This is a genomic window from Dyella sp. SG609 (genome assembly GCF_012275375.1).
Classification (GTDB): Bacteria; Pseudomonadota; Gammaproteobacteria; order Xanthomonadales; family Rhodanobacteraceae; genus Dyella_D; species Dyella_D marensis.
Genome location: NZ_JAAZQJ010000001.1, coordinates 176,987 through 202,254, shown reverse-complemented (window position 1 = coordinate 202,254; position 25,268 = coordinate 176,987). Strand labels below are relative to the sequence as shown.

Annotated in this window: 26 protein-coding genes; 13 read left to right on the top strand and 13 right to left on the bottom strand. The window is 66.7% G+C overall.

What is annotated here, in order from left to right; all coding sequences use genetic code 11:
- The first annotated feature begins 12 nt into the window (after positions 1-12).
- Positions 13-837 (top strand): AraC family transcriptional regulator, encoded by an 825-nt coding sequence (locus FHW85_RS00920; RefSeq protein WP_168647023.1) that lies wholly within the window; start codon positions 13-15, stop codon positions 835-837.
- 60 nt (positions 838-897) lie between these two features.
- Here FHW85_RS00920 and FHW85_RS00915 read toward each other — a convergent pair whose 3' ends face one another.
- The 3 genes from FHW85_RS00915 to FHW85_RS00905 all read right to left on the bottom strand — a co-directional run bounded on the left by FHW85_RS00915 (position 898) and on the right by FHW85_RS00905 (position 1,898).
- Positions 898-1,047, bottom strand: a complete 150-nt coding sequence (locus FHW85_RS00915; RefSeq protein ID WP_167254166.1) for a hypothetical protein — start codon at positions 1,045-1,047, stop codon at positions 898-900.
- A gap of 93 nt (positions 1,048-1,140) precedes the next feature.
- Positions 1,141-1,521, bottom strand: a complete 381-nt coding sequence (locus FHW85_RS00910; protein WP_168647022.1) for a hypothetical protein — start codon at positions 1,519-1,521, stop codon at positions 1,141-1,143.
- Positions 1,522-1,559: 38 nt separating this feature from the next.
- The gene (locus tag FHW85_RS00905) at positions 1,560-1,898 is read right to left on the bottom strand and encodes a helix-turn-helix domain-containing protein (protein WP_343203653.1); all 339 of its coding nucleotides are present in this window, start codon (positions 1,896-1,898) and stop codon (positions 1,560-1,562) included.
- A gap of 150 nt (positions 1,899-2,048) precedes the next feature.
- Between FHW85_RS00905 and FHW85_RS00900 the strand changes: the two genes are divergently transcribed.
- Positions 2,049-2,795, top strand: a complete 747-nt coding sequence (locus FHW85_RS00900) for a glucose 1-dehydrogenase (RefSeq protein ID WP_167254159.1) — start codon at positions 2,049-2,051, stop codon at positions 2,793-2,795.
- Positions 2,796-2,883: 88 nt separating this feature from the next.
- On the opposite strand, the gene FHW85_RS00895 is transcribed toward FHW85_RS00900, so the two are convergent.
- Positions 2,884-3,726, bottom strand: coding sequence for an MBL fold metallo-hydrolase (locus tag FHW85_RS00895; RefSeq protein WP_168647020.1), 843 nt, complete (start codon positions 3,724-3,726; stop codon positions 2,884-2,886).
- 153 nt (positions 3,727-3,879) lie between these two features.
- Positions 3,880-4,755 (bottom strand): LysR family transcriptional regulator, encoded by an 876-nt coding sequence (locus tag FHW85_RS00890; RefSeq protein ID WP_168647019.1) that lies wholly within the window; start codon positions 4,753-4,755, stop codon positions 3,880-3,882.
- A 167-nt stretch (positions 4,756-4,922) separates the two neighbouring features.
- Here FHW85_RS00890 and FHW85_RS00885 point away from each other — a divergent pair, with 167 nt between their 5' ends.
- The gene (locus FHW85_RS00885; protein ID WP_168647018.1) at positions 4,923-6,038 is read left to right on the top strand and encodes a hypothetical protein; all 1,116 of its coding nucleotides are present in this window, start codon (positions 4,923-4,925) and stop codon (positions 6,036-6,038) included.
- Positions 6,039-6,053: 15 nt separating this feature from the next.
- Here the strand turns inward: FHW85_RS00885 and FHW85_RS00880 are convergent, their stop codons facing one another.
- Positions 6,054-6,911 (bottom strand): AraC family transcriptional regulator, encoded by an 858-nt coding sequence (locus FHW85_RS00880; RefSeq protein WP_168647017.1) that lies wholly within the window; start codon positions 6,909-6,911, stop codon positions 6,054-6,056.
- 269 nt (positions 6,912-7,180) lie between these two features.
- Between FHW85_RS00880 and FHW85_RS00875 the strand changes: the two genes are divergently transcribed.
- A complete protein-coding gene (locus FHW85_RS00875) occupies positions 7,181-7,912 on the top strand; it encodes a hypothetical protein (protein ID WP_167254150.1) in 732 nt (243 codons plus the stop codon).
- Positions 7,913-7,953: 41 nt separating this feature from the next.
- Here the strand turns inward: FHW85_RS00875 and FHW85_RS00870 are convergent, their stop codons facing one another.
- Both FHW85_RS00870 and FHW85_RS00865 read right to left on the bottom strand, forming a co-directional pair.
- The gene (locus FHW85_RS00870) at positions 7,954-9,723 is read right to left on the bottom strand and encodes a monovalent cation:proton antiporter-2 (CPA2) family protein (RefSeq protein ID WP_168647016.1); all 1,770 of its coding nucleotides are present in this window, start codon (positions 9,721-9,723) and stop codon (positions 7,954-7,956) included.
- A 172-nt stretch (positions 9,724-9,895) separates the two neighbouring features.
- Entirely contained in the window at positions 9,896-10,351 is a 456-nt protein-coding gene (locus tag FHW85_RS00865) for a helix-turn-helix domain-containing protein (protein WP_167254148.1), read from the bottom strand.
- Between the two features lie 205 nt (positions 10,352-10,556).
- On the opposite strand from FHW85_RS00865, the gene FHW85_RS00860 reads away from it, so the two are divergent.
- The 3 genes from FHW85_RS00860 to FHW85_RS00850 all read left to right on the top strand — a co-directional run bounded on the left by FHW85_RS00860 (position 10,557) and on the right by FHW85_RS00850 (position 13,267).
- On the top strand, positions 10,557-11,477 hold the full coding sequence (locus FHW85_RS00860) for an alpha/beta fold hydrolase (RefSeq protein ID WP_167254147.1): 921 nt from the start codon (positions 10,557-10,559) through the stop codon (positions 11,475-11,477).
- A 136-nt stretch (positions 11,478-11,613) separates the two neighbouring features.
- Positions 11,614-12,831: a serine hydrolase gene (locus FHW85_RS00855; RefSeq protein ID WP_168647015.1), complete on the top strand. Its 1,218-nt coding sequence runs from the start codon at positions 11,614-11,616 to the stop codon at positions 12,829-12,831.
- 52 nt (positions 12,832-12,883) lie between these two features.
- Positions 12,884-13,267, top strand: coding sequence for an arsenate reductase ArsC (locus tag FHW85_RS00850; RefSeq protein WP_167254145.1), 384 nt, complete (start codon positions 12,884-12,886; stop codon positions 13,265-13,267).
- A 13-nt stretch (positions 13,268-13,280) separates the two neighbouring features.
- Here FHW85_RS00850 and FHW85_RS00845 read toward each other — a convergent pair whose 3' ends face one another.
- A complete protein-coding gene (locus FHW85_RS00845; RefSeq protein WP_167254144.1) occupies positions 13,281-13,856 on the bottom strand; it encodes an ABATE domain-containing protein in 576 nt (191 codons plus the stop codon).
- 66 nt (positions 13,857-13,922) lie between these two features.
- Here FHW85_RS00845 and FHW85_RS00840 point away from each other — a divergent pair, with 66 nt between their 5' ends.
- The 4 genes from FHW85_RS00840 to FHW85_RS00825 all read left to right on the top strand — a co-directional run bounded on the left by FHW85_RS00840 (position 13,923) and on the right by FHW85_RS00825 (position 19,226).
- Entirely contained in the window at positions 13,923-14,804 is an 882-nt protein-coding gene (locus FHW85_RS00840; RefSeq protein WP_168647014.1) for an EamA family transporter, read from the top strand.
- Between the two features lie 11 nt (positions 14,805-14,815).
- Positions 14,816-15,787 carry an aldo/keto reductase gene (locus tag FHW85_RS00835; RefSeq protein WP_168647013.1) on the top strand — a complete coding sequence of 324 codons (972 nt, stop codon included), beginning with the start codon at positions 14,816-14,818 and terminating at the stop codon, positions 15,785-15,787.
- 392 nt (positions 15,788-16,179) lie between these two features.
- The gene (locus FHW85_RS00830; protein ID WP_168647012.1) at positions 16,180-16,683 is read left to right on the top strand and encodes a hypothetical protein; all 504 of its coding nucleotides are present in this window, start codon (positions 16,180-16,182) and stop codon (positions 16,681-16,683) included.
- Positions 16,680-19,226, top strand: a complete 2,547-nt coding sequence (locus FHW85_RS00825) for an XVIPCD domain-containing protein (RefSeq protein ID WP_168647011.1) — start codon at positions 16,680-16,682, stop codon at positions 19,224-19,226. Before FHW85_RS00830 ends, FHW85_RS00825 begins: the two co-directional genes overlap by 4 nt.
- A 63-nt stretch (positions 19,227-19,289) precedes the next feature.
- Here FHW85_RS00825 and FHW85_RS00820 read toward each other — a convergent pair whose 3' ends face one another.
- A complete protein-coding gene (locus FHW85_RS00820) occupies positions 19,290-20,492 on the bottom strand; it encodes an aminotransferase class V-fold PLP-dependent enzyme (protein WP_168647010.1) in 1,203 nt (400 codons plus the stop codon).
- 126 nt (positions 20,493-20,618) lie between these two features.
- Here FHW85_RS00820 and FHW85_RS00815 point away from each other — a divergent pair, with 126 nt between their 5' ends.
- Positions 20,619-21,344 carry a hypothetical protein gene (locus tag FHW85_RS00815; RefSeq protein ID WP_168647009.1) on the top strand — a complete coding sequence of 242 codons (726 nt, stop codon included), beginning with the start codon at positions 20,619-20,621 and terminating at the stop codon, positions 21,342-21,344.
- A gap of 91 nt (positions 21,345-21,435) precedes the next feature.
- Positions 21,436-22,602 (top strand): serine hydrolase domain-containing protein, encoded by a 1,167-nt coding sequence (locus FHW85_RS00810; protein ID WP_168647008.1) that lies wholly within the window; start codon positions 21,436-21,438, stop codon positions 22,600-22,602.
- 23 nt (positions 22,603-22,625) lie between these two features.
- Here the strand turns inward: FHW85_RS00810 and FHW85_RS00805 are convergent, their stop codons facing one another.
- The 3 genes from FHW85_RS00805 to FHW85_RS00795 are packed head-to-tail and all read right to left on the bottom strand — an operon-like array spanning position 22,626 to position 25,212.
- Positions 22,626-23,351: a hypothetical protein gene (locus FHW85_RS00805; protein ID WP_168647007.1), complete on the bottom strand. Its 726-nt coding sequence runs from the start codon at positions 23,349-23,351 to the stop codon at positions 22,626-22,628.
- A 44-nt stretch (positions 23,352-23,395) separates the two neighbouring features.
- Complete coding sequence (locus tag FHW85_RS00800) at positions 23,396-24,121, bottom strand: LytTR family DNA-binding domain-containing protein (protein ID WP_167254133.1); 726 nt, start codon at positions 24,119-24,121, stop codon at positions 23,396-23,398.
- Complete coding sequence (locus FHW85_RS00795) at positions 24,118-25,212, bottom strand: histidine kinase (RefSeq protein WP_168647006.1); 1,095 nt, start codon at positions 25,210-25,212, stop codon at positions 24,118-24,120. The genes FHW85_RS00800 and FHW85_RS00795 overlap by 4 nt, the downstream gene beginning before the upstream one ends.
- Between the last annotated feature and the right edge of the window lie 56 nt (positions 25,213-25,268).

Here is a 25,268-nt window from a genome sequence, read left to right as displayed (position 1 = left end):
ATCCTGCGCCTCATGTCCGCCTTCCACGTCGACCGCTGGCTGAGCACCGACACCGTTGCCTTGCGCAACGTGCGCTGCGACGGCGCCTGCCGGCATCGCAGCGCGGAGGAATGCGCCGCTTCGACCAACCTGGTGTTTCCGTATCGCGGCGTCTATGTGCGCCACGTCGGCAGCGACCAGTCCGTGGCCGACGCCAACCACATGCTTTTCTTCAATGCGGGCGAGGCTTATCAGGTCAGCCATCCGGTGAATGGCGGTGACGCCTGCCTCTCGGTGGAAATCCCCGATGCCATGCTGGAAGAACTGGCACCGCGTGCGCTGCTGCGCCAGGGCGGCGACAAGGTCGGCTTCAACCGCCAATCGCAACCGATCGACCCGCGCGCGCAAGCGCTGGTTGCCCTGCTGCGCCACAACCTCGAAGGCGACAGCATCGAGCCGCTCGAAGCCGAAGCGCTGCTGCTCACCTTGATCGGCCGCAGCCTGGGTCCGCGCAGTACGCGCGAGCCGGCCGCCACGCATGCGCGGCGCCGGCTCGCGGATCGCGTAAAGGTGCTGCTTGCCAGCGATCTGTCGCGGCGCTGGACCCTGGCCGATATCGGCACCGAGATCGGCTGCTCGCCGGTCTATCTCACCCAGGTATTCCGCCAGGTGGAAGGCGTGCCGCTGTATCGCTACCACCTGCATCTGCGCCTGGCGCGCGCGCTCGACCTGGTGCCGCGCAGCGAAGATCTCTCCGCGCTCGCCGCGGATCTGGGCTTCTCCAGCCACAGCCATTTCGCCAATGCCTTCCGCCAGGCCTACGGCCGCTCGCCGAGCGCATTCAAGCAATCGACCTGAGTGTTTCGCCGACGAAAAGGGCCGCCTTTACGGCGGCCCGGCTTGCGGTTACGTTGCGGCTCAACGGCCGGAAGCGGCCGAAGCATGCGCTTCCCGCAACTTCTCCGCGCATTCCTCGCAGCACACTTCGACGGTCTTGCCGCCGATCTTCACCTGGATCGCGTTGGCATCCAGTTCGCAGTCGCAGGCGGCACAGGTTTTCTCAGACATGGCCTTGGGCTCGTTGATGGCACCCGACGTCCGGGTGTGCTCATTGGGCCATCCGGGAGGGCTTGCCGCTGTCAGATTATTTAGCGATCGCACTCAGTCGACGCACCAGCGCGGTTGCGGCTGGCCATGCAGCACTTCGCTCCAGCAGCCGAACAGCTGGTTGTCCCGCTGGCAGGTTGCGGTCCGTGGAGTGCTCTTGTCCGCCACGAATTCCGTGATCAGGCATCGCCCCTGGCAATCCGCCTTGTCGTTGCAAGGCTTGCCGCCATCGGCGAACGGCACCACGCACGCCGGCATGCCCAGCATGCCGACGCCTTGCACAGAGCCACCCTTGCCGCGGCATGCCGCCTCGTCGATATGCGCGCGAGCTACCGCACGATCGTGTTCGAGCTGACGTTCGGATCCTCCGTCGCGAACGCCGCCGCAACCGGCAAGCGCCCGCGCCACGCCGAGGAGGAGCCAGTTGCGAAACATACGTCCCCATGCAGATCCGCGCTCCGCGGAGCGAAAGATCAAACGCCCCTGGCCTTGCCGCCTTTCCGTTTCGCCGCCTTGATCCGATCCATCAGCTGCTGCTGATACGCCCCCATCACCGCCGGCAACAAGCCGGGAAAGCGCTGGTTGATCTCCCCGCAGCGTGTGGTGTTGCGCATCTCCACGCCCTGCCGTTCGCTGCGGATCAGGCCAGCTTCGCGCAAGGCACGGAAATGCTGGGAGAGCGTAGACTTCGGAATCTCGCGGTCGTCCAGCTGCAGGAAGGCCGAGCAGCTCGTGCCCTTCTCCGAAGCGGCGAGCCCGGCATAGATGGCCACCCGTACCGGGTCGGCCAAGGCGTGGAGGATGCCTTCCACGGTGACGTCTTCGATCGAGGGGTGAACTAGCGGTCTCATGGCGGCGATCTTAGCAGCCCTTGACTTGCAGTTCGTTAGTTCATATGTTGCGAACTATTGAATTACTGAACCGGGCAGTTCGCCCTTCCATCACCTGACAGGAAATCCGTCATGAGCAAGCTCAAAGGCAAAGTCGCGCTGGTCACCGGCGCATCCAAGGGCATCGGCGCCGGCATCGCCAAGGCGCTGGCCGCCGAAGGCGCCGCCGTCGTCGTCAACTACGCGTCCAGCAAGGCGGGCGCCGACGCCGTGGTCGAGGCCATCACCAAGGCCGGCGGCAAGGCCGTGGCGGTGAAGGGCGACGTTTCCCTGGCCGCCGACGCCGAGGCCATCGCCAATGCCGCGGTCAAGGAATTCGGCCGCCTGGACATCCTGGTGAACAACTCCGGCGTGTACGAGTTCGCGCCGCTGGAGCAGATCACCGAAGAGCATTTCCACAAGCAGTTCAACGTGAACGTGCTGGGCCTGCTGCTGACCACCCAGGCCGCGGCCAAGCATATGAACGACGGCGGCAGCATCATCAACATCGGCTCGCTGGTCACCCGCATCGTGCCGCCGGGCGGCTCGGTCTACACCGCCACCAAGGGCGCGGTCGACGCCATCACCGGCGTGCTGTCGCGCGAGCTGGGCCCGCGCAAGATCCGCGTCAATGCGCTGAACCCGGGCATGGTGGAAACCGAAGGCACCGTGACCGCCGGCTTCATCGGTTCGGACTTCCATCAGGAGGCCATCGCGCACACCCCGCTCGGCCGCATCGGCCAGCCGGATGACATTGCTTCGATCGCGGTGTTCCTGGCTTCCGACGACTCGTACTGGCTGACCGGCGAGAAGCTGTATGCCGCGGGCGGCGCGCGCTGATCCCAGCGATTCGCGCAAGCAGGCTGGGGAAAGCCACGGGCGGACCCCGGCCTGCTCTGCTGTCTGCGTACTGCACTACCACGCCAACTCAAGCCGCAATGGCTTGAGCCAAAGGCAGCCACGCATAGCCCGGGCCATCGCGCCGCACTTTGCCGATGCCGGGAAACGGCGCATGCGCCGCCGCCAGCCAATCGCCACGCCCGGCAGCAGTTGCAAGCAGATGCTCGCGTGCATCGCTCGCCAGCGCCGGCTCGCTGTCGTAGCGGATGGCCAGGCGCGGCTCCGCCAGCTGCAGCGCGGCCACATGCAGCACGTCGCCGCAGACGATCAGGCGCTCGCCTTCGCTTTCCACCATAAAACCCGTATGCCCGGCGGTATGCCCTTCCAGCCCCATTGTGCGCAGCCCGCGGACCGGTTGCTCGCCAGGCCGGAAACTGCGCAGAACGCCTGCTGACTCGTAAGGCCGCAGCGACGCCATCGCACCATCGAAACTGGCGCGCACACTCGCATCGACCTGCGCACTGCGCGTGCCATCGCACCAGAACACCAGCTCGCGCGCATCGACCCATACCTCCGCGGCGGGAAACACCCTGCGCCCCGCGCGTGCGATCCCGCCCACGTGATCGGGATGCAGATGCGTCAGCAGCACCGCATCGATGTCCTCCGGCGCATAGCCCGCCTTGCGCAATGACGCCTCCAACCTCCCCAGCCCCGGGCCTTGCAGCTCCCCCGCGCCCGCATCGACCAGAACGCGGGCTTCGCCCGTGTCGATCAGGAACGCATTGACGGAACTGCGCATCACCGGTGGGAGCTGCGCGCGCTCCAGCAGCTCGCTCACCTGGCCGGGCCGTTCTTCGATCAGCAACTGCACGGCCGCCAGATCGAAATCGCCATCCGAGAGGGCAAACACCCTGAACTTGCCCAAGCGCATCGCCGCATGCACGGAAGACGGCGGCGTTCGCGCCTCCATGGCGCGAACGGAAAGCGGAACGGATGGACACATGGCTGTTCCTCACGGTGACGAGGCAGCCAGGATGCGCCGCACGATGCGCCCCGGACACTGACGCCTGCGTACCGCCGCCGTTCAATTCCGTAAGGGCGGATCGAGCACTCCGTCGCCGAGCATCCGCGCGGCCAGGTCGGCCAGCGCACGCAGGCGGTCCATGCGGCGCAGATCGCGGTGATAGCCCATCCACACCTCGCGGCCGGGCGGCAGACCGCCCAGATCCAGTTCGCGCAGGCCGGCCATCTGTTCGCCCACCGGCCGCGGCAAAACCGCAATGCCCATGCCACGTGCGCACAACCGCGCCTGCAACCCGCGGTGGTTGGTGGCAAACACGGTACGTGCCCGCGGCAGGCGCTGGCGCAGCCATGCCACATCCGGGTAGTGCAGGCCCGGCGCGTCCATCGCCAGCAAGGCCGCGCCTTCGCCGTCGGCCGCCGGCGCTTCCGCTTCGCACGCGGCGTACACCGCGTAAGGCACGCACATCAGGCGGCGCTGCACGATGTCCGCCTCGTCGAACGGCACCACGCGAAACACGATGTCCGCCTCGCGGCGCGACAGATCGAACAAGCGCGTGCCGGCCATCAGCTCGGGCACGATGCCGGGATGCTGCCGCTGCAAGGCATGCAGCACCGGCGGCAGCACAGACGACGCAAACCAGTCCGGCGCGGAAACGCGCAATACGCCTTCGGGCCGTTCGCTCCCCCCGGCCAGCCGCCGCTGCATCGCCAGCGCGCTCGCTTCCATGTCCTCGGCCAGCCGCAGCACCGCCTCGCCAGCCTCGGTCAGCACCGCACCTTCGTTGTGCCGCTGGAACAGCGCCTGCCCAGTGGCGGCCTCCAGTGCGCGCAGGCGCCGCCCCACGGTGGGATGGCTGATGCCCAGCGACCTGGCCGCGGCACCCAGCGACTGCTCCCGCGCCACCGCGAGAAAGACCTTGACGTCGCTCCATTCCATTCGGCGCATTCCCCAGGCGAAAGAGCCGCAATGTGCGGCATGGCCGGCCGCGCCGCAATGCGTCGCTCCATCCAAGTGGTCATGCCATCTGCGATAGATGTGGCTATTCAAGCGAGCCACTCAGGCGCGTAGCTTCCGCTCCACTTCCCTCCGTTCGAGGCCGTGCCATGCAAGCAACCGCGAAGATCCTGCTCTGCTCCGCCATCGCCCTGGGTTTCGCCCCGGCAGGCGCCGTGGCGGATCAGCCGCCCACCGCGGCCGCCGCGCAGGCGCGCGCCGACGGCAGCCACGATTTCGATTTCAACATCGGCACCTGGCACACCCATATCCGCACCTTGAAGGAACCGCTGTCGGGGCGCAGCGAGTGGAACGAGATGCGCGGCACCGTCACGGTGAACCCGATCTGGAACGGCAAGGCCCAGGTCGAGGAGATCGAGGCCGACAGCGCCGGCGGACGCTTCGAGGGCATGACGGTGTTCCTCTACGACCCCGCCGCCCGGCAGTGGCGCCAGTACTTCACCAACAGCGACAGCGGCGTGATGGAAGCGCCTTCGGTCGGCCACTTCGAACGCAACCGCGGCGAGTTCTACAGCCAGGAGCTCTACAAGGGCCGCGCCGTGCTGGTGCGCGGGATCTGGACGGTCACCTCGCCCGACACGCACAGCTACGAGCAGGACTACTCGGACGACGGCGGCAAGACCTGGGAGGCGAACTTCATCGCCGACCTCACGCGCTACAAACCGGGCGAAGCGGTCACCCCGATGAAGCCGGTGGGCAACGCAGCCGGGCAGCACGACTTCGACTGGCAACTCGGCAACTGGGATATCCATATGTCACGCCTGGAGCATCCCCTCGCGGGCAGCACCCGCTGGACGCCGCTCGACGGCACGGTGCGCGTGCGCAAGCTGTGGAACGGCCGCGCCAACCTTGCCGAGATCGACACCCAGGGTCCGTCCGGCCATCTGCAGTTCCTGTCGCTGCGCCTGTTCAATCCCGTGGCGCACCAGTGGAGCCTCAACTTCGTCAGCAGCGGCAACGGCAAGTTCAGCTCGCCGATGATCGGCGCCTTCGTCGATGGGCGCGGCGATTTCTACGACCAGGAGCCGTACAACGGCAAGGCCATCCTGGCGCGCTTTTCCTTCCTCAATCTCGCCAAGGGTTCGAATGGCGACGAGCAGGCGTTCTCCGCGGATGGCGGAAAGACCTGGGAGGTGAACTGGGTCAATGCGTCGAAGCGCGCGGCGGATGCCGGAAAGGTGGCGGCTGCCAGCCACTCGCCCTGAACTCTCCAAGGCGACTCAATGCGGGCGGGCGTCCTGATTTCCCGTCAGCCGCGCCCGCAGCCGTTTCAGTTCGCTGGTCCGCAACTGCTCGCGCAGATCGCTCGGCGATGCGCCCAGTGCCAGCCGGAATGCATCCGTCATATGGCTATGGCTGCTGAAACCCACGTCGCAGGCCAGCGCCGCCAGATCTTCCTCGCCCTCTCCCAACCGTCCCAGCACGGTCCCAAGGCGCTGCTGCAGGCGGAACTGCCGCAGCGATTGCCCGGTGCCCTGGCGGAAGATGCGGCAAAGATGAAAAGGCGAGCAGCCGGCGATCCGCGCCAACTCGTCCACGCCAAGATTCTCGCCGGGGTTGGCGACGATCGCTTCCTGCACGCGCTGCAGTTGCCGCGCCGTGCCCTTGCTCGATGCCGGCACGGGCTCGCTGCCGCGCATCAGCCCATCCAGCAGCGTCAGCAAGGCCTCTTCGGCCTCCAAGGCATCCGGCCCCCGCCGCATGCCCTGCAGCATCTCCACGTGCGCGTGCTGCAGCTGCAGGCCGTGCTGGACGTCCAGGCAAACGGGCGTGCCGGCGCCTTCCAGCCCCAGCGGATCCAGCCACGCATCGTCCAGCCACACGTCGGTGCAGCAGGCGCAGCCGCGATGATCCGGATGCGATACGCGGTACTCCACGTCGCGGCCCAGGAATACGGCTTGTCCCGGCCGCGCCAGGCAGGTCCGGTTGCCGACCTGGATCGAGAACGCCCCGCGCCGCGTCAGCAGGAAGCGCGCGGGTTCGCCTTCGCCGTGGCCGCAGTTGATGCGCGGATAGCTGCAATCCTGCGTCATCACCGTGAAGTGAGGTGCGCTCAGCACCGTCTGCACTATGGACATACGCCTAAGCCCCCGCCGGCATCCGGGGCCGATCATACGCCCGCGACGGCGATGCAGGCGGAGCCCGCGCACGAAAGCACGTTTTCGGAAGCGCGCCGCCGCGTGAGGCGGCACGCTGTGCGGTTGCGTTGCGCAACCCGCGCGGTGGCCAGATGCAAACGCGCAAGTTTCTGGAAGCGCGCATCAGCGCATGCGCCCAAGCTGGACTGGCGGAAACCCACCGTCCCCACCCCACGCTTCCGCGCATGCATACCCACAAGGAGAGCGTTATGCGCAAGACGTTCTGCGGTCTGCTGTTCGCCTGTACCACCCTGGTCACCGCGCAGGCGGCCGAGCCGCCGGGCAACGACCTGTCCGGCTTCGGACCCAACCCCCAGCTCTACCCCAAGGACTCGCGCCCGTTCGGCAAGAGCATCTATGGCTGGGCCGACCGTTCCATCCAATGGCTGTATGCGCAGCCGGATGCCAGCAATCCGCTGTTCGACAGCACCGGTGCGTTCTGCGCCTCGGGCCAGGACGGCCCGGTATGGAACCTCGCGCCCGCCGCCATGCCGATGATGATGGCCGGCGACGTCGCGCGCAGCTGCACGGTGCCGCACAGCAAGGCGCTGCTGCTGATGGTCGGCTTCGTCAGCGATACCTTTCCGTGTCCGGATCCGAACTTCGGGCCGAAGCCGGGACAGTCGCTGTACGACTTCCTCGTCGCGGATGCGAAGACCTATCCGATGATGGGCAATATGCAGGTGACGCTGGACGGCCGGCCCATCCGCGCCGTCAACGACTATCTCTACACCTCGGAAAACCTGTTCTCGCTCAAGGGCGATCCCAGCCTGCAGAGCACGCTCGACCCTTGCATCACCACCGGTTGGCAACCCGTGGTGAACTACGGCTACTACCTGATGTTCCGCCCGCTGCGTCCTGGCCAGCACACGCTGGTGAGCCGCATGACGGATATGACAGGCATGACCAGGTCGCTGACCTACTTCCTCACCGTGCAGTAGTAGCAGTACGGCCGTGGCGCGGCGGCACATGCCGCGCCACTTCAGCCCTCATCGGCATCCGCCGCATGGCGCTTGCCGCGGAATAACGCGCGTCCCGCGAACATGCCGCCGGTGAGCTCCATCTGCAGGCGTTCGCGGTCACGCTCGCGCAGGCGCCGCGCGATCTCCTCGATCTCCTCGCGGCCGACGCCCAGCTTTTCCAGCGCCGCCTCGCCGAGCAGCACGGCCGACTCGAAGGTCTCGCGCACTTCCAGGTCCGCACCGGCCTTGATCAGGTCGATGCTGTGGCGGCGGTCGATCGCGCGCACCAGCACGGGCACCAGCGGAAACTCGGCCTTGACCAGTTCGGTGATGCGCGTGCCCTCGTCGGCCTTGTCCACGCATACCAGCACCACCCCGGCACGGCCCGCGCCGGCGGCTTCGAGAATGTCCAGGCGCGTCCCGTCGCCGTAGTACACGTTGAAATCCAGGCTGCGCGCGGTGTCGATCATCTCCACGTCGGTGTCGATGATGGAGATCTCATAGCCGCGCTCGAACAGGAACTGGCTGGCGATCTGCCCCACCCGCCCAAAGCCGATCACCAGCGCCGCGCCATTCAGGCCGTCGGGCCGCTCGTAGCCGTCGGTGGATGGACGGATGCGCGCGCGGACCGCATTCATCGCCGCGATGGCGATCGGCGTCAGCACCATGGAAAGAATGATGATCGCGGTCAGCTGCGCGTTCTGCTCGGCATTGATGATGCCGGCCGCCGCGGCCGCCGCGTACAGCACGAAGGCGAACTCGCCGCCCTGCGCCATGAATACCGCGCGATCCAGCGCCTCGCGGTGCGAGGAACGGAACAGCCGCGCCACCGCATAGATCACCAGTGCCTTGGCGGCCATGTACAGGAACACGTAGCACAGAATGCTGCGCCAGCTGGCCGCCACCACGCGCAGGTCCAGCGACATGCCCACCGCGATAAAGAACAGGCCCAGCAGGATGCCGCGGAACGGTTCGACGTCCGCTTCGAGCTGATGCCGGTACGAGGACTCCGACAGCATCACGCCCGCCACGAACGCACCCATCGCCATCGACAGGCCGCCCAGCTGCATCGCATAGGCCGAGCCGAGCACCACCAGCAGGGCGGCGCCGGTCATCACCTCGCGCGCACGCGCATTCGCCAGCAGGCCGAAGAAGGGATTGAGCAGATAGCGCCCGGCCAGCAGCAGGCCCGCGATCGACGCCGCGCCGATGCCGATCGCGCGCCAGTCGATGCCGTGATGCGCCACCGGACTGCCAGGAGCGATCGGCGCCAGGAACGCCACCGCCGCCAGCAGCGGCACGATCATCAGGTCTTCCAGCAACAGCACGCAGACGATGCGCTGGCCGCTCGGCTCGTTCACTTCGCGCCGCTCCTCCAGCAGCTGCATCACGATCGCGGTGGAGGTCAGCACGAAGCCCGCGCCAGCCACGAACGACGGCGCCACCGGATAACCCGTCAGCACGCCCACCGCGGTAAGCGCAACCGCACAGACGGCTACTTGCGCCAAGCCCAGGCCGAAGATCTGCCGGCGCAGGCTCCACAACCGCGAGGGATGCATCTCCAGTCCGATCAGGAACAGGAACATCACCACGCCCAGCTCGGCCACCTGCAGGATGGCCGCCGGATCGGTGAAGACTTTCAGCCCGAACGGCCCGATCGCCAGGCCGCCGGCCAGGTAGCCCAGCACCGCGCCCAGGCCCAGCCGCTTGAACAAGGGCGCCGCGACGACACCCGCCGCCAGCAACGTAATGACCGGCAGCAACGCCACCCCTTGGTGTTCCACCGCCATGCGCCTGGCTTCCCCTCGCCGGAATCGTGCGCGGAGCGTAGCAAAGCAGGCCGCGCGGAAGGGGGCCAGGTCATGCCGGGCGTGACATGCAACTCGCGATTGCCGTCCTTGCGCGGCGCCGTGCTGGCCGTTCCGCCAGGAACTCAAACAGGCACATCCGACGCCGGGCCGATCAACGCCGCCGCACGGGCATGCGCACTTCCGTGTCCTCGGGCGCCACGTCCCGCCCATCCAATGCGCGCGGCTGCAGCTTCTCCAGCGGACGCCCCGTCTGCTTGTCCACCAGCATCACGCGCGGCTCCTTGCGCTCGAACAGGAAGTCCTCGCCCCACTGCCGCAGCGCCACCAGCACCGGGAACAGGCCGCGGCCTTTCCCGGTAAGCACGTATTCCTGGTAAGCGCCGCCATCGGCAGCAGCCACTGCTTCCATGATGCCGTGCGCCACCAGGTGGCGCAGCCGCGCGGCCAGGATGTTCTTGGACAGCCCCAGGCTCTTCTGGAACTCACCGAAGCGGCGCATGCCGTTGAATGCATCGCGCACGATCAGCAGCGACCAGCCGTCGCCGATGGCGTCCATCGGGCGGGCGACGCCGCAGAGCGAATCTTCCTGAGTGACGCGTTTGACCATGCCGGTATCCAGGCCGCCCACCGGCCAAGTGGTTGCAAGATAGGACCTACACTGCTACAAAGGCAACAGGTTTCAATTTGAAACCAACGCCACCACCCGAAGGCGCGCGGTGGCGCGCGACTCCTTACGCAACCGACAACATCCGCGGCGGGTGAGGCCGCGCCGTGCCCGCGCGGATGTCCCTGCCCTCTTCCGAGACCCGCTCATGATCCGTCCAGACGAAACTTTCGATGGCAGCTTTCCGTTCGCTCCGCATTTCACCGACGCCCCCGGCTTCGCCATGCACTACGTGGACGAAGGCCCGCGCGATGGCGACATCGTGCTGTGCCTGCATGGCGAACCCACCTGGGGCTATCTGTTCCGCCATCTGATCGGCGCGCTGCGTGCCACGCACCGCGTGGTGGTGCCCGACCATATGGGCTTCGGCAAGAGCGCCACGCCGCCGGAGCGGCGCTACTGGATCCAGGACCATATCGACAATCTCGAACGCTTCGTGCTCGCCCTGGACCTGCGCGGCATCACCCTGGTGTTGCACGACTTCGGCGGGCCGATGGGCATGGGCCTGGCCGCCCGCCACCCGGACCGCATCCGCCGCATCGTCTCCGTCAACGGCCCCACGCCGTTCGGCCACGCCAGCCTGGCGGACCGTGTGACCGCGAACGCACAGGTAGCGCCATGGTTCCGCTGGATCGTCCAGGCCAACGCGGAAGGCCGGCTGGAAGGCGTGCTGGACGAACTAGGCTACAACATTCTCAGCACGCTCAAGCTCAACGGCTTCGAGAACAACGCGCTGATCGACGACACCTGGCTGCGTGCCTACGGCGCGCCCTTCGCCACGCCGGCCGAATGTGCCGGTGCGCTCGGCTGGGCCAAGGGCTTCGCGCTCGGCGCGCACGAGTTCCCTGTGGCGGACGAAGCCACCTGGCAGGCGATCAGCGCCAAGCCTGCCATCGCGATCTGGGGCATGGCGGACCGCACGCTGCATGCGGAACACTTCCTGCCGCTGTTCACCGAACTGTTCCCCGGCGCGCCGGTGCACCGGTTGCCGGGCGCGGGACACTACAGCTTCGAGGATGCGCCGGAAGAGATCGCGCAGCTGGTGACCGCCTTCCTGCAGCGAACCTGAGTACGCCATCGCGGGGCGCTTCGCATGGCTTTCACAACCGCCATTGCGAAGCGCCTTGCATGGGTCGTCAGTCACCTGTTCATGCCGCCCGCCCAGCACCTAGGATGCACGCCATCCAATGACGTAGGGAAACGGCATGAAGCGCCTCGGTCCATGGTTCGTGCTTGCCACGCTGGCACTAACCGCCGGCTCCGCCCTTGCGGGCAGCAGCGATACCGCGCTCAAGGCCATCGTCGACGACGCCAAGGCCGCGCAAAGCGACACGCTGCTGGTGATGCACGACGGCAAGACCCTGGTCGACTACCGCCGCCCCGGCGCGCCCGCCGGCCCGATCGAAATGATGTCCTCCACCAAGTCGCTGATCGGCCTTGCCGTCGGGCGACTGGTGACGCAAGGCAAGCTCAAGTCGATCGACGAGCCGGTGAGCGATTTCTATCCCGAATGGAAGCAAGGCAACAAGGCGAAAATCACCGTCCGCATGCTGCTCAACCATACCTCCGGCATGCAGAACGTGCCGATGGCTCCGGTGGAGATCTATCCGGCGCCCGATGTCTACCAGCTCGCGCTCGCCGCGGAGCTGAGCGACCCGCCGGGCACGAAGTTCAGCTACAACAACAAGGCCATGAACCTGATCGGCGGCGTGATCGAGAAAGCCTCCGGCAAGCCGATGGACGTCTATATCGCCGACGAGCTGCTCACCCCGATGGGCATCAAGGCAGCGCCGTGGAATCCGGAGAACCGCGACAAGGCCGGCCACCCCATGGCCATGGCCGGCTGGATGTCCACCGCGCAGGACGCCGCGAAGATCGGCCAGCTGGTGCTGGATAACGGCCGCTGGCAAGGCAAGCAGCTGATCGACGCGGACTACATCAAGCAGATGGTCGGCCAGAGCACGCCGCTCACCACCGGCTATGGCCTGCTCTGGTGGCGGCGCGGCGACGGCATTCGCTTCAACTCCGCCGTGGTCGAGCGCGTGCGCGCGGGAGGCGACACCGCCCTCGCCGACAAGCTGGCGCGCGTCGCGACGAAGGTCTATCCGACCGCGCGCGACGTCGTTGCGGCCATCACCGCGGAGGGTGTGTCCCGCGCGGACATGCACGACATGATGAAGAGCAACCACCTCGTCGACGACGACCTTTTCGCCAGCACCCCGATCGTCGCCTGGGAAGCCAACGGCTATCTCGGCAACTACATCGTGATCGTGCCGAAGGTGCACCTGGTCGCCGTACGGCAGATCGCCGAACGCAAGGATGCGGACGAGGATCACTGGCCGTATGGCTATGCGAAGTTCAGCGCGGACGTGATCGGGCTGGGGCGGACGTATGCCAAGGATCTGGCGGTGGATACACCATAAATTCGGACGGTCGTGCGCTTAAACTGATCGCCCGGACCTCCACACCTTTTCTATGAAACGCATCCTCTTCGTCTGCATCGAAAACGCCAACCGCAGCCAGATGGCCGAAGCGTTCGCGCATATCTACGGCGGTTCCGGCGTCGATGCACAGAGCGCCGGCTCGCGCCCTTCCGGCCAGATCAACCCCAAGGCGCTGCGCTTCATGGCGGAGCTGGGCTACGACCTGAGCGTGCACACTTCCAAGTCGCTGGACGAAGTCGAAGGCGAGTTCGATGCCGTGGTGACCATGGGCTGCGGCGACAGCTGCCCATGGGTTCCCGCACGGCGGCGCGAGGACTGGAACCTGCCCGACCCCAAGCATATGGACGACGACGGCTACCGCGCCGTACGCGACGAGATCGCTGCGCGGGTGAAACGGCTGCTGGAAAGCCTTTGACGCGGACCGGAGGCTAGACCTTCGTCCGGTGGTAGTACCGCCGTGCCTTGTCGCGGCTGCCGCAGTCCGCCATATCGCACCAGCGGCGTTGGCCATTGCGGGTCTGGTCCTGGAACAGCCAGTCGCAGGACGGGCAATAGCGCAGGCGTTCGTGGTCGGCGGCCGTCACCAGTTCCGCGGCATCGAGCAGCAGCGGCGTCAGCGCGTCCTGCGCCGTGGATGGTTCCGGCCAGTGCCAGGCGAGAGTGCGCGGGTCGATCGCCCGCGACTGGTAAGCCTTGGCCACCGCCTTGCTGAGTTCGGCGAGCGCGGCTTCCGGCACCGTCTGCTCATGCGCCAGCGGGCGCAGCACGCGCGTCAGCAACTGGCGCGCCTTGTATAGCGGCGCAACGTCGACCGTCTTTCCGCGCGGAAACGGCAGCTCCATCGCGGCGAACCAGCGCCGCGCATTCTCCGGCAGCGCCAGCCAATCGTGCTCGCGCTCGGTATCCGGCCAGCTGATCGTATTCACGAAGTCCAGGCTGGGCCGTCCGCCCACCAGCTTGTAGGTGCCGCCGTAGCCATCCGGGTTCAGGTCGAGTGCGTCCATGCGGCGCATCTTACCAGCTATTCGATTTTGACAGGTGAGTTTTTCGGGCGTATAAACATCACCACTATGAATACTATAGATGGTAAAAACGCAACCAGGCCGCCGCTGGCCGAACGGATCCCTCCGCATGCGTTCTTCGTCGGCAGCGCGATCTTCCATTACCTGGGCCCGTCGTTCGCCGTGCTGCTGTTCGCACGCGTGCCGGTGGCGGGCGTGGCCTGGCTGCGCATCGTGTCGGCGGCGCTGGTGTTCGCTCTGTGGCGCAGGCCATGGCGGGCGTTCGTGGCGTCCACGCGGCGCGCCCAGGCCACCATGGTCGCGCTGGGCGGCGTGTTCGCGCTGATGAATTACTCGTTCTACAAGGCCATCGCCGCCCTGCCCCTGGGCACCGTGGCCGCCATCGAATTCATCGGGCCGGTGGCGCTGGCGCTGGCCGGCGTGCATTCCCGCCGCAATATCGTCGCGCTCGGCCTTACCGCGGCAGGCGTGTCGCTGCTGACCCAGGTGCGTTTCGGCGGCGCGCCGGAAGCGTTCTTCTGGGCCTTCGCCAATGCCGCGCTGTTCACCGCGTACATCGTGCTGGCGCATGCCGTGTCTCGCGCCGATCCGGACACCAGCCCGATCGACCGTCTGGGCGCCGCGATGATCGTCGCCGGCGTGGCGATCTCTCCGCTCGGTTTCCGCGACGCCGCGCCCGCGCTGCTGGATCCGCTGGCGCTCGGTGCGGGCCTGGCCGTGGGGCTGAGCTCTTCCGTCATCCCCTACGTGTTCGACCAGCTCGCGATGGCACGCCTGCCGCGCGCAACCTACGCCTTGTTCGTGGCGCTGCTGCCGGCGACCGCGGTGATCATCGGCGTGCTGGTGCTGCGCCAGATGCCGACACCGGTCGAGATCCAGGGCGTGGCGCTGGTAGCCGCCGGAGTTGCGCTGCACCGGCCACCGGAATGAGCGAGACAGCCATGCCATACGTCAACCTCGGCCGCAGCGGCCTGAAAGTATCGCGCCTGTGCCTTGGCGCCATGAGCTACGGCAACCCGCAGGCCAAGCCGTGGATCCTCAGCGAGGAACAGGGCCGCCCCATCCTGCGCCGCGCGCTGGAACTGGGCATCAACTTTTTCGACACCGCCGACATGTATTCCGGCGGCGACAGCGAACGCGTACTGGGCCGCGCGCTGCGCGACTTCGCGCGCCGCGAGGAAGTGGTGGTGGCGACCAAGGCCTACTACCCCACCGGCACCGGCCCGAACCAGCGCGGCCTGTCGCGCAAGCATCTGCTGCATGCCATCGATGCCTCTCTCGCTCGCCTGGGCATGGACTACGTCGATCTCTACCAGATCCACCGCTGGGACGACGGCACGCCGCTGGAGGAAACGCTGGAAGCGCTGCACGACATCGTGCGCAGCGGGAAGGCGCGCTACATCGGCGCATCGAGCATGTATGCGTGGCAGTTCCAGAAAGCGCTGATGACGTCCGAGCGGCACGGCTGGACGCGCTTCGTTTCGATGCAGAACCACTACAACCTGGCGTACCGCGAGGAAGAGCGGGAGATGCTGCCGCTGTGCCGGGATGCGGGGATTGGGGTACTGCCATGGAGTCCGCTGGCCCGCGGGTTTCTGGCGAGGCCAAGGAACAAGGCGGATACGACGCGCGCGCAGAGCGATGCGTTTGCACGGGAGTTGTATTACAGCGAGGACGATTATCGGGTGGTGGATGCGGTGGAGCAGATTGCGGCGGAACGTGGTGTGACGCAGGCAAGCATCGCGTTGGCCTGGCTGCTTGACCGAGCCGAAGTCACGGCGCCGATCATCGGAGCGACGCGAATGGAGCATCTGGAACAGTCGGTGGAGACGCTGTCGCTGCCGATCACGCCCGAGGAACGGGCGAGGCTGGAGACACCCTATCGCCCGCATCGGGTGCTGGGGCACGAATAGCGCGATTTATCGGGAGCCACGTCCGTCCGGCGCTCGCGGTCAGCAGGAACTTGCGAACGCGATCGGTATCGCGCCTCGCAGCAACCACGAGGCAATCCGGCGCAGCCTTGCCGATCCATAGCTGCCGAAAACCCGCATCACCCTGGGCCTGCGGACAAAATCACCAAGCACTACGTTAGCGTTGCGTCGCCTCCCCCGGCGGCGTACCTTCCTGCTCCAGGCCGGCCCACGGAACCGCCGATCCCCGCTTGCAGGAGGCGAGCCCCATGCTCAACGCAGCTCTCCGCGATCTTCAGACCGAAACCTCGCGTACGACCGAGGGCGCAGACCCGCGCCTGCAGCTTCTGAAGACAAGCCCCTGACCCGCCCCGCGCCCCCACCGGATCATCGCCATGTCATTCACCCCTTTGCGCTTCGAAGCTAACGACGGCTCGGCCGTGGATCGACAGCACGGTATCGAGATCTTCGAATCCCGCATCCAGCCGGCCGAGCAGCCGGGCGAGACGGAGTATCAGTTCGGCGTCTACCAGGGCGACAAGCGCTTCGGGTTCGGCTGCAACGGCACGCAGCGGGTCAGCGAGGACGGCGGGCGCACGCAGCGCACCTTCGTGCTGAACCTGGGCCAGGACGCCACTTTCGAATGGGCGCTGCAGCTCAAAGGCTGGCTGGAGTTTCCGGGCGACGACCGCAGCTTCCTGTGGGGGCTGGCCGATGGCCTGGTCAAGACCTTCCAGGACCGCACCGACAACTACGACGAAGACGTCCGCTACGAAGTGGTGATCGACGCGGGCGCCCTGCAACGCCATGGCATCGCGGCGCCGCAGGATGCCGGGCAGGAAATCCTGGTCGCCGCGGTGGACATCCCGATGCATCCGCTGTCGGGAGTGCGCTCATGACGACGCCTCCTTTCGTATTCGAAGACGTGGTGCGCACCACCATGGGCGGCGCCACCAATGCCCATGGCAACAAGCTTTCGGCCGCCGAAATCGACCGGGTCATCGCCTACCTGAAGTCGCCCGGTTCCGGCCCCGACGCCACCAGCAGCTATGCCGACTACGTGGCGAAGGAGATGGCGGCGCATCCGCCCAAGCTTCCCGCCGGCGTCGATTACGTGGCTTTCTCGGGCAGCGATGCCGCCGGCAAAAGCAACTACAAGAATGCTTCCGAATACGTCGCCGACACCAAGGGCCGCGCGGACATCATCGGCCACACGCCCTGGGGCGAATACATCGAAAGGTGCAAGGCCACCGCCGAGTTCAAGACGGTCAACCAGGAGTTTACGAAGTACCTCGCCTCCGAAGGCATCGAGGTCTACGGCAAGAACACCGCCGGCGCGCTGCAGGACATGATGTGGAATGCCGGCAGCGCACCGTATATGGAGAACGCCGTGCATAGCGGCCGCCCCATCGTCGCCTTCGTCGAGAACGCTCCGCCGAATCGCGGCTTCTCCAACTTCGAACTGCCCGAGGCATTGAAGAGCCCGAAGACCATCGTCAACGGCCATCCGATGAGCGACTTCGGTCCGGATCCGCTCACCTTCGCCAGCAAGTCCGCCGCCGAATTCCAGAAGCTGGAGAAATCGCTGGCCGACGTGACGGTGAAAGCGAACGGCCAGCCGGCTTCGCTCGCCGAGTTCCGCGCCAACGTCAACCTCATCAACGGCTACAACGCCGCGCAGAAAACCGTGTTCGGCCAGCCGCTGAGCGATTTCTCCAAGCTCAACCTCGACCAGATGTCGGCGGCGAGCAAGGCGTGGAAGGTTACGCATACGGGCGTCGTCGCTCACCCGCCGGCGGAACCCAAGCTCGGCGAGACGCGCGCCAAGGCCACCGAACTGCACCCGCCCACCGGCCCACCCAAGGGCGTGGTCGGCGAAACGGAAGCCAACGTACGCATCCGCCCCGGCGAGGCCGCCAAGAGCGCCGCCCGCGGCGAAGTCAGCGCCGGCTCGGTGGCGAAGGGCGCGCTGGGCGTGGTCGGCACGGCGGCGGTGCTGTACGACGCCGCGCATACCGCTTCGCGCGCCTCCGATATGCGCCAGCAAGGCAACGTGGTCGGCGCCAATTCCGAAGTAGGCCATTTCTACGCGCGCACCGGCGGCATGCTGGCCGGTGCCGAAGCGGGAGCAGCCGGTGGCGCGCTGGTGTTCTCCGAGACCGGGCCAGGCGCGCTGATTGCCGGTGGACTCGGCGGCATCGTCGGCGCGATCGGCGGCGAGAAAGTGGCGCAGGCCATCGACTACCACCACATCTACAACCAGTCGGACAAGCAAGGGAATCACTGGCATTTCGATCCCAAGCATCCGGACCAGGGCTGGACGCGGCTGCATCCCACCGGCGAGCTCGATTACGAGGCCATGCGCTACAGCGAAGGCATGCCGGTGCAGAAGTACGAAACGCTGACCGCCAGCCCCGCGCTGAAGAACGAGCTGGACTACAAGGCTTCCAATGTCGCCATCGGCCTGACCCTGGCGCACCCGCCGACGCCGCGCGATCCCTACACCCTCCCGGCCAACGAGCGCGACACGCACAGCCTACGCGAAGCGCCGTGGACGCGCAGCCCGGACACGCACCAGTGGAGCCGCACCGTCGCGGCCGGCCTGATCGACTACCGCGTGATGGATTACCGCACCGAAGTCGCCAGCCCGCAGCGCGCCGCGGAACTCGAGCGCGCCTCGCAGCAGATCGTGAAGGACAACCTGGCGCATTCGGCCCAGCACATCGCGCAGGACTACAAGACCGCCTACGAGCAGCGCGGCTGGAACCAGTTCGGCGGCGTGCCGCCGGTGGTGAACAACACGCTGAAGACGCAAGGCAGCGTGCTCGAGGCTTCCGACGGCCACACCTACACGCGCGACGTCAAGGGGCAGTGGAATACCCCCGGGATGCTGTGGGGCACGAATGCCGCGGAAGGCAATATCAAGGAGGAACTGAACGCCACGCGCCAGGCGCAACAGGCTCCCTCAGCCAGCGCGCCCCCGGCCCCGGCCACCACCTCGACCACCGCGCCGGCTGCACCGGCGGCACCGCTGCGCCTGGACGATCCGCAGCACCCCGATCACCAGCTGTTCGGCCAGACGCGTGCGCAGGTCGCCGCCATCGACCAGCAGCTGGGCCGCAAGCCGGACCAGCACACCGACAACATCACCGCGGCCGTCGTGGTCCAGGCCCGCGCGGATGGACTGAGCCGGATCGACCACGTCGCGCTGAGCCCCGACCACAGCAAGCTATGGGCGACGCAGACCACCCCGGGCGCGAAGGATCATTTCCTCGACCGGCAGACCAGCGTACCCACCGCCGCGGCCAACATACCGTTGGAACAGAGCTCGGCGCAGTGGCCGAAGGCGATGCAGCAGCATCAGGAAGCGCAGGGGCAGCAGGCGCAACAAACGCAGGCGCAGGGGCAACCGAACCAGCAGCAGGCCGGGCCGGGGCGGTAGCGGACGCTTTGCCCGTGAGCACTCAGTGCGAGTCCGGCGCAGATACCGGACACGCCGCCGGCATCAGTCCGCCATCAGCCACGCCGCGCAACGCTCCACATCCTGGCCCGAATGCCAGCCGTGGAACGCCACGCGCAAATAGCCTTCGCGGATGCTGGTGCCGATGCCGATGGCCTCTGCATCTTTCAGCAGCCGCTCGTAGCGGTCCGCGGGCGGGACGAAGGACAGGATCGATCCCAGGCGGCCTGCCTGCAGCAGATCATTTAAGCGCGCAGCCTCGCCCTTCCATGCTGCGGACGTCGCAAGCTCGATCAACAAGCCTCGCTGCAACTTTTCGACATGAGCCTGGACGGCAGCCACACCGCCATGATCGAGCAGCATCTGGATGGAACTGGCCAGCACCGCGCACGACAGGATCGAGGGGCTTCCCGCCTCCAGTCGGCGACCATCGGCCGCCCATGGCGAGCTTGCCTTAGCCTGCGTGCCCGCTTGCGAAAATGCATCCGGCGCTGACAGCCAGGTTCCGACCGGCATCAGCTGCTCGCGGAATGAGGCATCCGTCCACAGCAGCCCCTGCCCTTGCAGGCCAAGCAAGCCTTTGTGTCCACCCGTGGCAAAGGCGCTGACGCCCTCGAAGGACGGCACGGCCGTGCCGGCACCCTGGATGCCGTCCACCACCAGATGGACGCCGCGTTCGCGACAGCCTCGCCCGAGCTTGGCCAGGTCGAGGCGAAGGCCGTCCTGATAGCGCACCCACGAGACGGAAACGATGCGGGTGTTCGGCGCGATGGCGTCGAGCAAGCGCTGCTCCGGTTCGATACCGGCATGCGGCGGCATGGCCGCGTTGACAGCCTGATCGGGCCACAACGGCACTTCCCTGCAACGCACGCCGCGCGGCTCCAATGCCAGCCATGGCAGCCGGTTGCTGGGAAATTCGCCTACGGGAATAAGCACCTCGTCGCCGTCCTTCCACGGGTAGCCGAGCGAGATGGCTTGCAGGCCGGTGGAGGTGCAGGTGGTGAGGCTGATGTCCTGCACGTCCACGCCGAACAGGGTGGCGCCGGCCTGGCGCAGCGATGCCTGGATGTCGAGGAAATCTTCGTTCCAGCGGAGTGACCACGGCCGCAGCTCGGTGTCGAGAAGGCGGGTCAGCTGCTGTGCCGCCGCCCGGGGAATCGGGCCGTCCTTGCAATGGGAGAGCCAGAGCATATCGGGCGGGAGGTCGAAGAGATCGCGCGGAAGCAAGGGAGGGATGGCGAGCGTCACGACGCGGATTTCCTGGGCAAGAAGGTTTCAACGCCGGCGATGCCGCCTCGTTGCAAGTCCACGATGATACTCGCCGGCAGCCCGGCGAAGGGCGCTATGCTGGAAGCACGACAGGGGAGAAAACGCATGGATCAGCAAACCGAGCTGACGTTCAAGGCATTGAACGAGCGCATCGATGGCATACCTGAGCACCCTAGCCTCGCCATTGGATTCTCGACCAGAGAGAAGTACGGCCAGGCAACGTCCTTGCTTGCGGTCGCACTCTTCTTTTTCTCCATGAAAGTGCTGCCTGACACCATTTATACGCTGGTCATCGGTTGCTTCCTTCTCCTGGTGGAACTGGTTGCCGTTGCGGCCATCCTCATACCGAAATGGCCACCGCGCCTGCCGAACTTCCGCTCGGAGCGCAACGAATATGCCGAACAGCTCGACTACGATCTTGAGCACTACGAGGCCCTGATAGCCTGGATCGTGCAGTTTCCAAGGGAACGGATCGCAGACATGGCCGACTACGCGGAGATGCGCCAGGAGCGCTTCCGCGAAAAGCAACCGCTATTAGTAGGTGGCATAGAGAAGCTCGGTGCGCTTCCCGTACTGATCGCCATCGCGGTGCAGTTCAAAGCGATGCACTGGCCCCCTGAGATCAGTTGGCCGGAAATTGTCGCTTATGTGTTGGTCGCCTGGCTGTACTGGCTTTGCCTGATCAGCATCGGCACAAGACACCGCGGGCGGTTTCTCGAAATCGCACTCAAACGCGCGCTGGCGATCAAGGACAGGCAAGCCGTAGAAGCCACGACCGCGAAAGAAATCGCGCCGATAGTGAGCGACAAACCTTCGACGGCAGCCGCTTGATTCATACGACTCGCCATGACCTCCGACACAAGGCCGGGCACTGACCATGAGAGACGATGGCCCCATCCAACCCTCCGCCCCGGAGCAGACCATGCGGCCATCCCCTCAAGCCAAGCACCTGTTCGGCCTGACTGCGTTGCTCTGCGCTACCGCGCTGGTTGCAGGTGAGCCGGCGCAATCCTCCGTGCGGAGCGACAACCCCCATCGCTCGCCCCTCGACCGCGCCGTCGACGATGCCGCCGCCGGCTACTTTCAGAATCGCTGCCACGTCGGCCTCTCCCTCGCCGCGGTAACACCCGAAGGCCGCTTCTTCTACAACTACGGCGCGACCAAACCGCACGGCAGCCAGCTGCCAACCCGCCGGAGCATCTACGAGATCGCCTCCGTCACCAAGACCTTCACCGGCGCACTCGCCGCGCGTGCCGTCGAAGAAGGAAAAATGCGTGTCGATGCCGACTTCCGCCCCTATCTCCCGGGCGACTACGCCAACCTCGCCTGGCAGGGCAAGCCGGTCACGCTGGCAACCCTGATCACCCACCGCGCCGGCATGCCGCGCGATATCCCCGACTCGGACGCGATCTTCGCAAAGAAGGATTTCAACACCCTGCCCTACGAGCTGATGGCGCTGCAGAAGGGACTGAATCACGACACTCTGCTGTCCGCCCTGCACGGCACCCAGCTGCGCAGCGAACCCGGGAGCAAGGAGGCGTATTCCAACGCCGGTTACCTGGTCATCGGCCTGGGGCTGGAGCAGGTCTACGGGAAGCCGTTCGAGACGCTGATGCATCAGCAAGTGCTCAAGCCACTGCGCATGGACTCCACCGGCTTCGCCGTGGAAGGCGCCGACCGCGCACGCCTGCTCCCTGGCTTCAACCGCGAAGGCCGCCCGATGCCTTATCACCTGCGCAACGCCGGCGCGGCGTGGGGCTTGTACTCCACCACCGAGGACATGGCGAAGTACGTGCATTGGCAACTCGATGGAAAGGACCCGGTCGTCCAGCGCATGCGCCAACCCTTGGTCGGCACGCCTCAGGAAGGCGTAGCCATGCCATGGAACCTCGCCTACGCAAGCGGCCAGCCGATGCTTGCGCACGGTGGCGGCAGCGGCGGCATGTCCAGCCAGGTCGTGCTCTTTCCGGCCCAGGACGAAGGCTTCGCCCTGTTCGCCAACGACACCTGCGAAGGTACGGAAAGCGCGCTCAAAGCCATCGCCGTAGCGGTTCATGCCGCGGCCGGCGCCAGCCACGGATCACCCTGACCGGACCAACGCCAACCGGGCGCCTAGCGGCAACCGAACTTGGACATCTGCGGGCAGTTGGGTATCGGTATCGGATGCTCCACCGGCACCGGCACCAATTGCCGCACCAAGGCGCTGCCCTGCTCGAAATCCGCGATACGCCGCGGCTTGCCCGCGGCCAGCGCCGCCAGCACCGGCCTGACGCTTCCGTAAGTCGCCGCCGGATCGACCTTGAGTTCGACCGGCGTATCCGCACCGCGCGGATAGCCGGGCGCCGCCGACAGCTTCAGCCACTCGCCCAGGGCACGCCCGTCGAGCGGCGTGTCGTCCAATGCCATCCGCCCGTCAACTTCGATGGACAGAACATGCGGCCCCGGCGGCGGCAATACGTCGGCCGGCGTCAATGAAGAAAGCGCCAAGGCCTGTCCGTTCCGGTCGACCGCATAGCCGATATCCGGCATACCCCGCCGCCGCGCCTCGCCCAGAGCCTCTTCAACCAGCGCATACGCAACGCCGTCATCCGCCCCTACACGAACCGGAACCCCGGAGTTCAAGCCCAACGCAAGCCGCCAGTTGTCCTGCCAATGCGTCAGCAGCGACTTCCGCTCATCGATATGGACGACGCCATCCGCCCCGAACCAGAGCAGGACCGGCTGCGGCTGCGCCGTCCTGTCGGCATGCCGCCGGGCGGAGTGGCCGAGGCCAACCGCAAGGATCCCTCCGGCGAGCAGGACCACGATCAAGCCCCAGCCCAAGATGTTCCTGATCACAACGCTGCCCTTCCCCGCTCCTGGCGTCCGTCGATCCTACGCCATCAGCGGGCTGCCAGGGCTGCGTTGAGCTGGTCGATGTAGGTGCGGCTCACCCGCAGCGGCGTGCCATCGCGCAGGCGCAGCAGGCAATCGCGGTTGACCAGCGGCTCCAACTCCGCAACCCGGTCGAGCTTGACGATCGCCGAGCGGTGGATGCGCACGAACTGCGCCGGATCGAGCCGTCCGGCCAGCTGATGCAAGGGTTCGCGCAGCAGATGCACGCGCGGCCCCACATGGAGGCCGGCGTAGTCGTCACTCGCTTCGATCCAGTCGATCTCATCCGCGTCGATCACCGCGATGCGCTGACCGGTGCGCACGCTGAATCGCCTGGCATAAGCCACCGGCGCGGCCTCGCCCACCGCGCGATGGCGAAACGCCGCGCGGGCACGGTCCAGCGATTCGCGGAAGCGTTCGTCGTCGACGGGCTTGAGCAGGTAGTCCAGCGCCTGGATCTCGAAGGCGCCGACCGCGAAGTGATCGTAGGCGGTGAGCAGGATGGACAGTGGCCGCTCCGCGGGCGGAAGCAGGCGCAATGCGGCGAGGCCGTCGAGACCGGGCATCTGCACGTCCATGAACACCAGGTCGGGCCGCAGCGCGGCGATGCTTTTTATCGCTTCCTCGCCATCGGCTGCCTCGCCCACCAGCTGCATATCGGCATGCGCGGCAAGGCGCGCGCGAACACCGCCGCGCGCCAGCGGCTCGTCGTCCACCACCAGCACGCGCATCATGCGCTGAGCGCCTCGGCGCCGCGGGACGATGGAGCCAGGCGCAGCGGCAGGCGGATGCTGACGCGGCAAGCGCCGTCGTCCGCCAGCTTCATCTGGAAATCGTGCGTGCCCGGATAAAGCGCCAGCAAGCGTTGGCGCACATTCGTCAAACCCACCGCGTTGGAACGGCCATTGCGCTCGCCGCCTGCGTCAACCGGCGCAACACCATCGTTGCGCAGCTCGATATCCAGCCATTCGCCTTGCCGCTCCACCTGCAGCGCCAAGGTGCCACCGTCCACGCGCGGAGCGATGCCATGGCGGATCGCATTCTCGACCAGCGGCTGCAGCAGCAGCGGCGGCACCAGCGCCTGCAGCACGCCGGCGCCGATGCGCATATCGACCTTCAGGCGGCGGCCCAGGCGGGCCTTCTCGATATCCAGATAGTGCCCGGTGGTGCTGAGTTCTTCGGCCAGCGTCACTTCCTGGGCGTCGCTGCGCTCCAGCGAATCGCGCAACAGGTCGCCGAGCCGCGCCAGCATGCGCGTGGCGTCCGCGCCGCGGCCATCGGCCACCAGCGAGGAAATGCTGTTGAGCGTATTGAACAGGAAGTGCGGTTGCAGCTGGTATTGCAAGGCGCGCAACTGCGCATCGCGGGCGAAACGCGCGGCCTCGGCTTCGCGCAGGCGCGAGTGCTGCAACTCCGTGTAATGCAGTACCAGCGCATGGATCGCACAGTAGGCAATCAGCGCCAGCCAGCAGCCATCCAGCCCCGTGAAGATGCGTTGCAGCGGCAGCGACGGCAACAACCCCACACGCACGGCCGCCCATCCGCCGATGGCGTTGTTGATCACCGACGGCACATAGGTCGCCACCAGCAGCACCACCGCCGTGAGCCAGGCCACGGTGCGCCGTTGCCACAACTTCCGCTGCAGCACGCTCAGCGGCACGATCCAGAACAGATAGGCCACCGCAAAGAACAGGCGATAGGCGCCGGCATACGCGCGGCCAAGCTCGGGCAAGGCCATCACCGCCATGCACAAGGTAATCGGCAATCCCGCCACCAGCGGAAGCCAGAACGGTGGAACGGCGGGTCGCGTCGGCGAGGCTTGCATGGCTTGGGTGCCCGAAAGGTGCGCCGGTCCGTCGCCGGCTACGGCGCACCCTAGCC

Excerpts from the sequence above, each read along its gene's own strand:
- FHW85_RS00855 (WP_168647015.1), top strand. The coding sequence starts at position 11,614 with ATGAAGCGCCTCGGTCCATGGTTCGTGCTTGCCACGCTGGCACTAACC.
- FHW85_RS00830 (WP_168647012.1), top strand. The coding sequence starts at position 16,180 with ATGTCATTCACCCCTTTGCGCTTCGAAGCTAACGACGGCTCGGCCGTG.
- FHW85_RS00875 (WP_167254150.1), top strand. The coding sequence starts at position 7,181 with ATGCGCAAGACGTTCTGCGGTCTGCTGTTCGCCTGTACCACCCTGGTC.
- FHW85_RS00920 (WP_168647023.1), top strand. The coding sequence starts at position 13 with ATGTCCGCCTTCCACGTCGACCGCTGGCTGAGCACCGACACCGTTGCC.
- FHW85_RS00870 (WP_168647016.1), bottom strand. The coding sequence starts at position 9,723 with ATGGCGGTGGAACACCAAGGGGTGGCGTTGCTGCCGGTCATTACGTTG.
- FHW85_RS00810 (WP_168647008.1), top strand. The coding sequence starts at position 21,436 with ATGCGGCCATCCCCTCAAGCCAAGCACCTGTTCGGCCTGACTGCGTTG.
- FHW85_RS00840 (WP_168647014.1), top strand. The coding sequence starts at position 13,923 with ATGAATACTATAGATGGTAAAAACGCAACCAGGCCGCCGCTGGCCGAA.
- FHW85_RS00915 (WP_167254166.1), bottom strand. The coding sequence starts at position 1,047 with ATGTCTGAGAAAACCTGTGCCGCCTGCGACTGCGAACTGGATGCCAAC.
- FHW85_RS00890 (WP_168647019.1), bottom strand. The coding sequence starts at position 4,755 with ATGGAATGGAGCGACGTCAAGGTCTTTCTCGCGGTGGCGCGGGAGCAG.
- FHW85_RS00845 (WP_167254144.1), bottom strand. The coding sequence starts at position 13,856 with ATGGACGCACTCGACCTGAACCCGGATGGCTACGGCGGCACCTACAAG.
- FHW85_RS00895 (WP_168647020.1), bottom strand. The coding sequence starts at position 3,726 with ATGCGCTTGGGCAAGTTCAGGGTGTTTGCCCTCTCGGATGGCGATTTC.
- FHW85_RS00885 (WP_168647018.1), top strand. The coding sequence starts at position 4,923 with ATGCAAGCAACCGCGAAGATCCTGCTCTGCTCCGCCATCGCCCTGGGT.
- FHW85_RS00865 (WP_167254148.1), bottom strand. The coding sequence starts at position 10,351 with ATGGTCAAACGCGTCACTCAGGAAGATTCGCTCTGCGGCGTCGCCCGC.
- FHW85_RS00860 (WP_167254147.1), top strand. The coding sequence starts at position 10,557 with ATGATCCGTCCAGACGAAACTTTCGATGGCAGCTTTCCGTTCGCTCCG.
- FHW85_RS00850 (WP_167254145.1), top strand. The coding sequence starts at position 12,884 with ATGAAACGCATCCTCTTCGTCTGCATCGAAAACGCCAACCGCAGCCAG.
- FHW85_RS00835 (WP_168647013.1), top strand. The coding sequence starts at position 14,816 with ATGCCATACGTCAACCTCGGCCGCAGCGGCCTGAAAGTATCGCGCCTG.
- FHW85_RS00815 (WP_168647009.1), top strand. The coding sequence starts at position 20,619 with ATGGATCAGCAAACCGAGCTGACGTTCAAGGCATTGAACGAGCGCATC.
- FHW85_RS00880 (WP_168647017.1), bottom strand. The coding sequence starts at position 6,911 with ATGTCCATAGTGCAGACGGTGCTGAGCGCACCTCACTTCACGGTGATG.
- FHW85_RS00825 (WP_168647011.1), top strand. The coding sequence starts at position 16,680 with ATGACGACGCCTCCTTTCGTATTCGAAGACGTGGTGCGCACCACCATG.
- FHW85_RS00900 (WP_167254159.1), top strand. The coding sequence starts at position 2,049 with ATGAGCAAGCTCAAAGGCAAAGTCGCGCTGGTCACCGGCGCATCCAAG.
- FHW85_RS00800 (WP_167254133.1), bottom strand. The coding sequence starts at position 24,121 with ATGATGCGCGTGCTGGTGGTGGACGACGAGCCGCTGGCGCGCGGCGGT.
- FHW85_RS00910 (WP_168647022.1), bottom strand. The coding sequence starts at position 1,521 with ATGTTTCGCAACTGGCTCCTCCTCGGCGTGGCGCGGGCGCTTGCCGGT.
- FHW85_RS00795 (WP_168647006.1), bottom strand. The coding sequence starts at position 25,212 with ATGCAAGCCTCGCCGACGCGACCCGCCGTTCCACCGTTCTGGCTTCCG.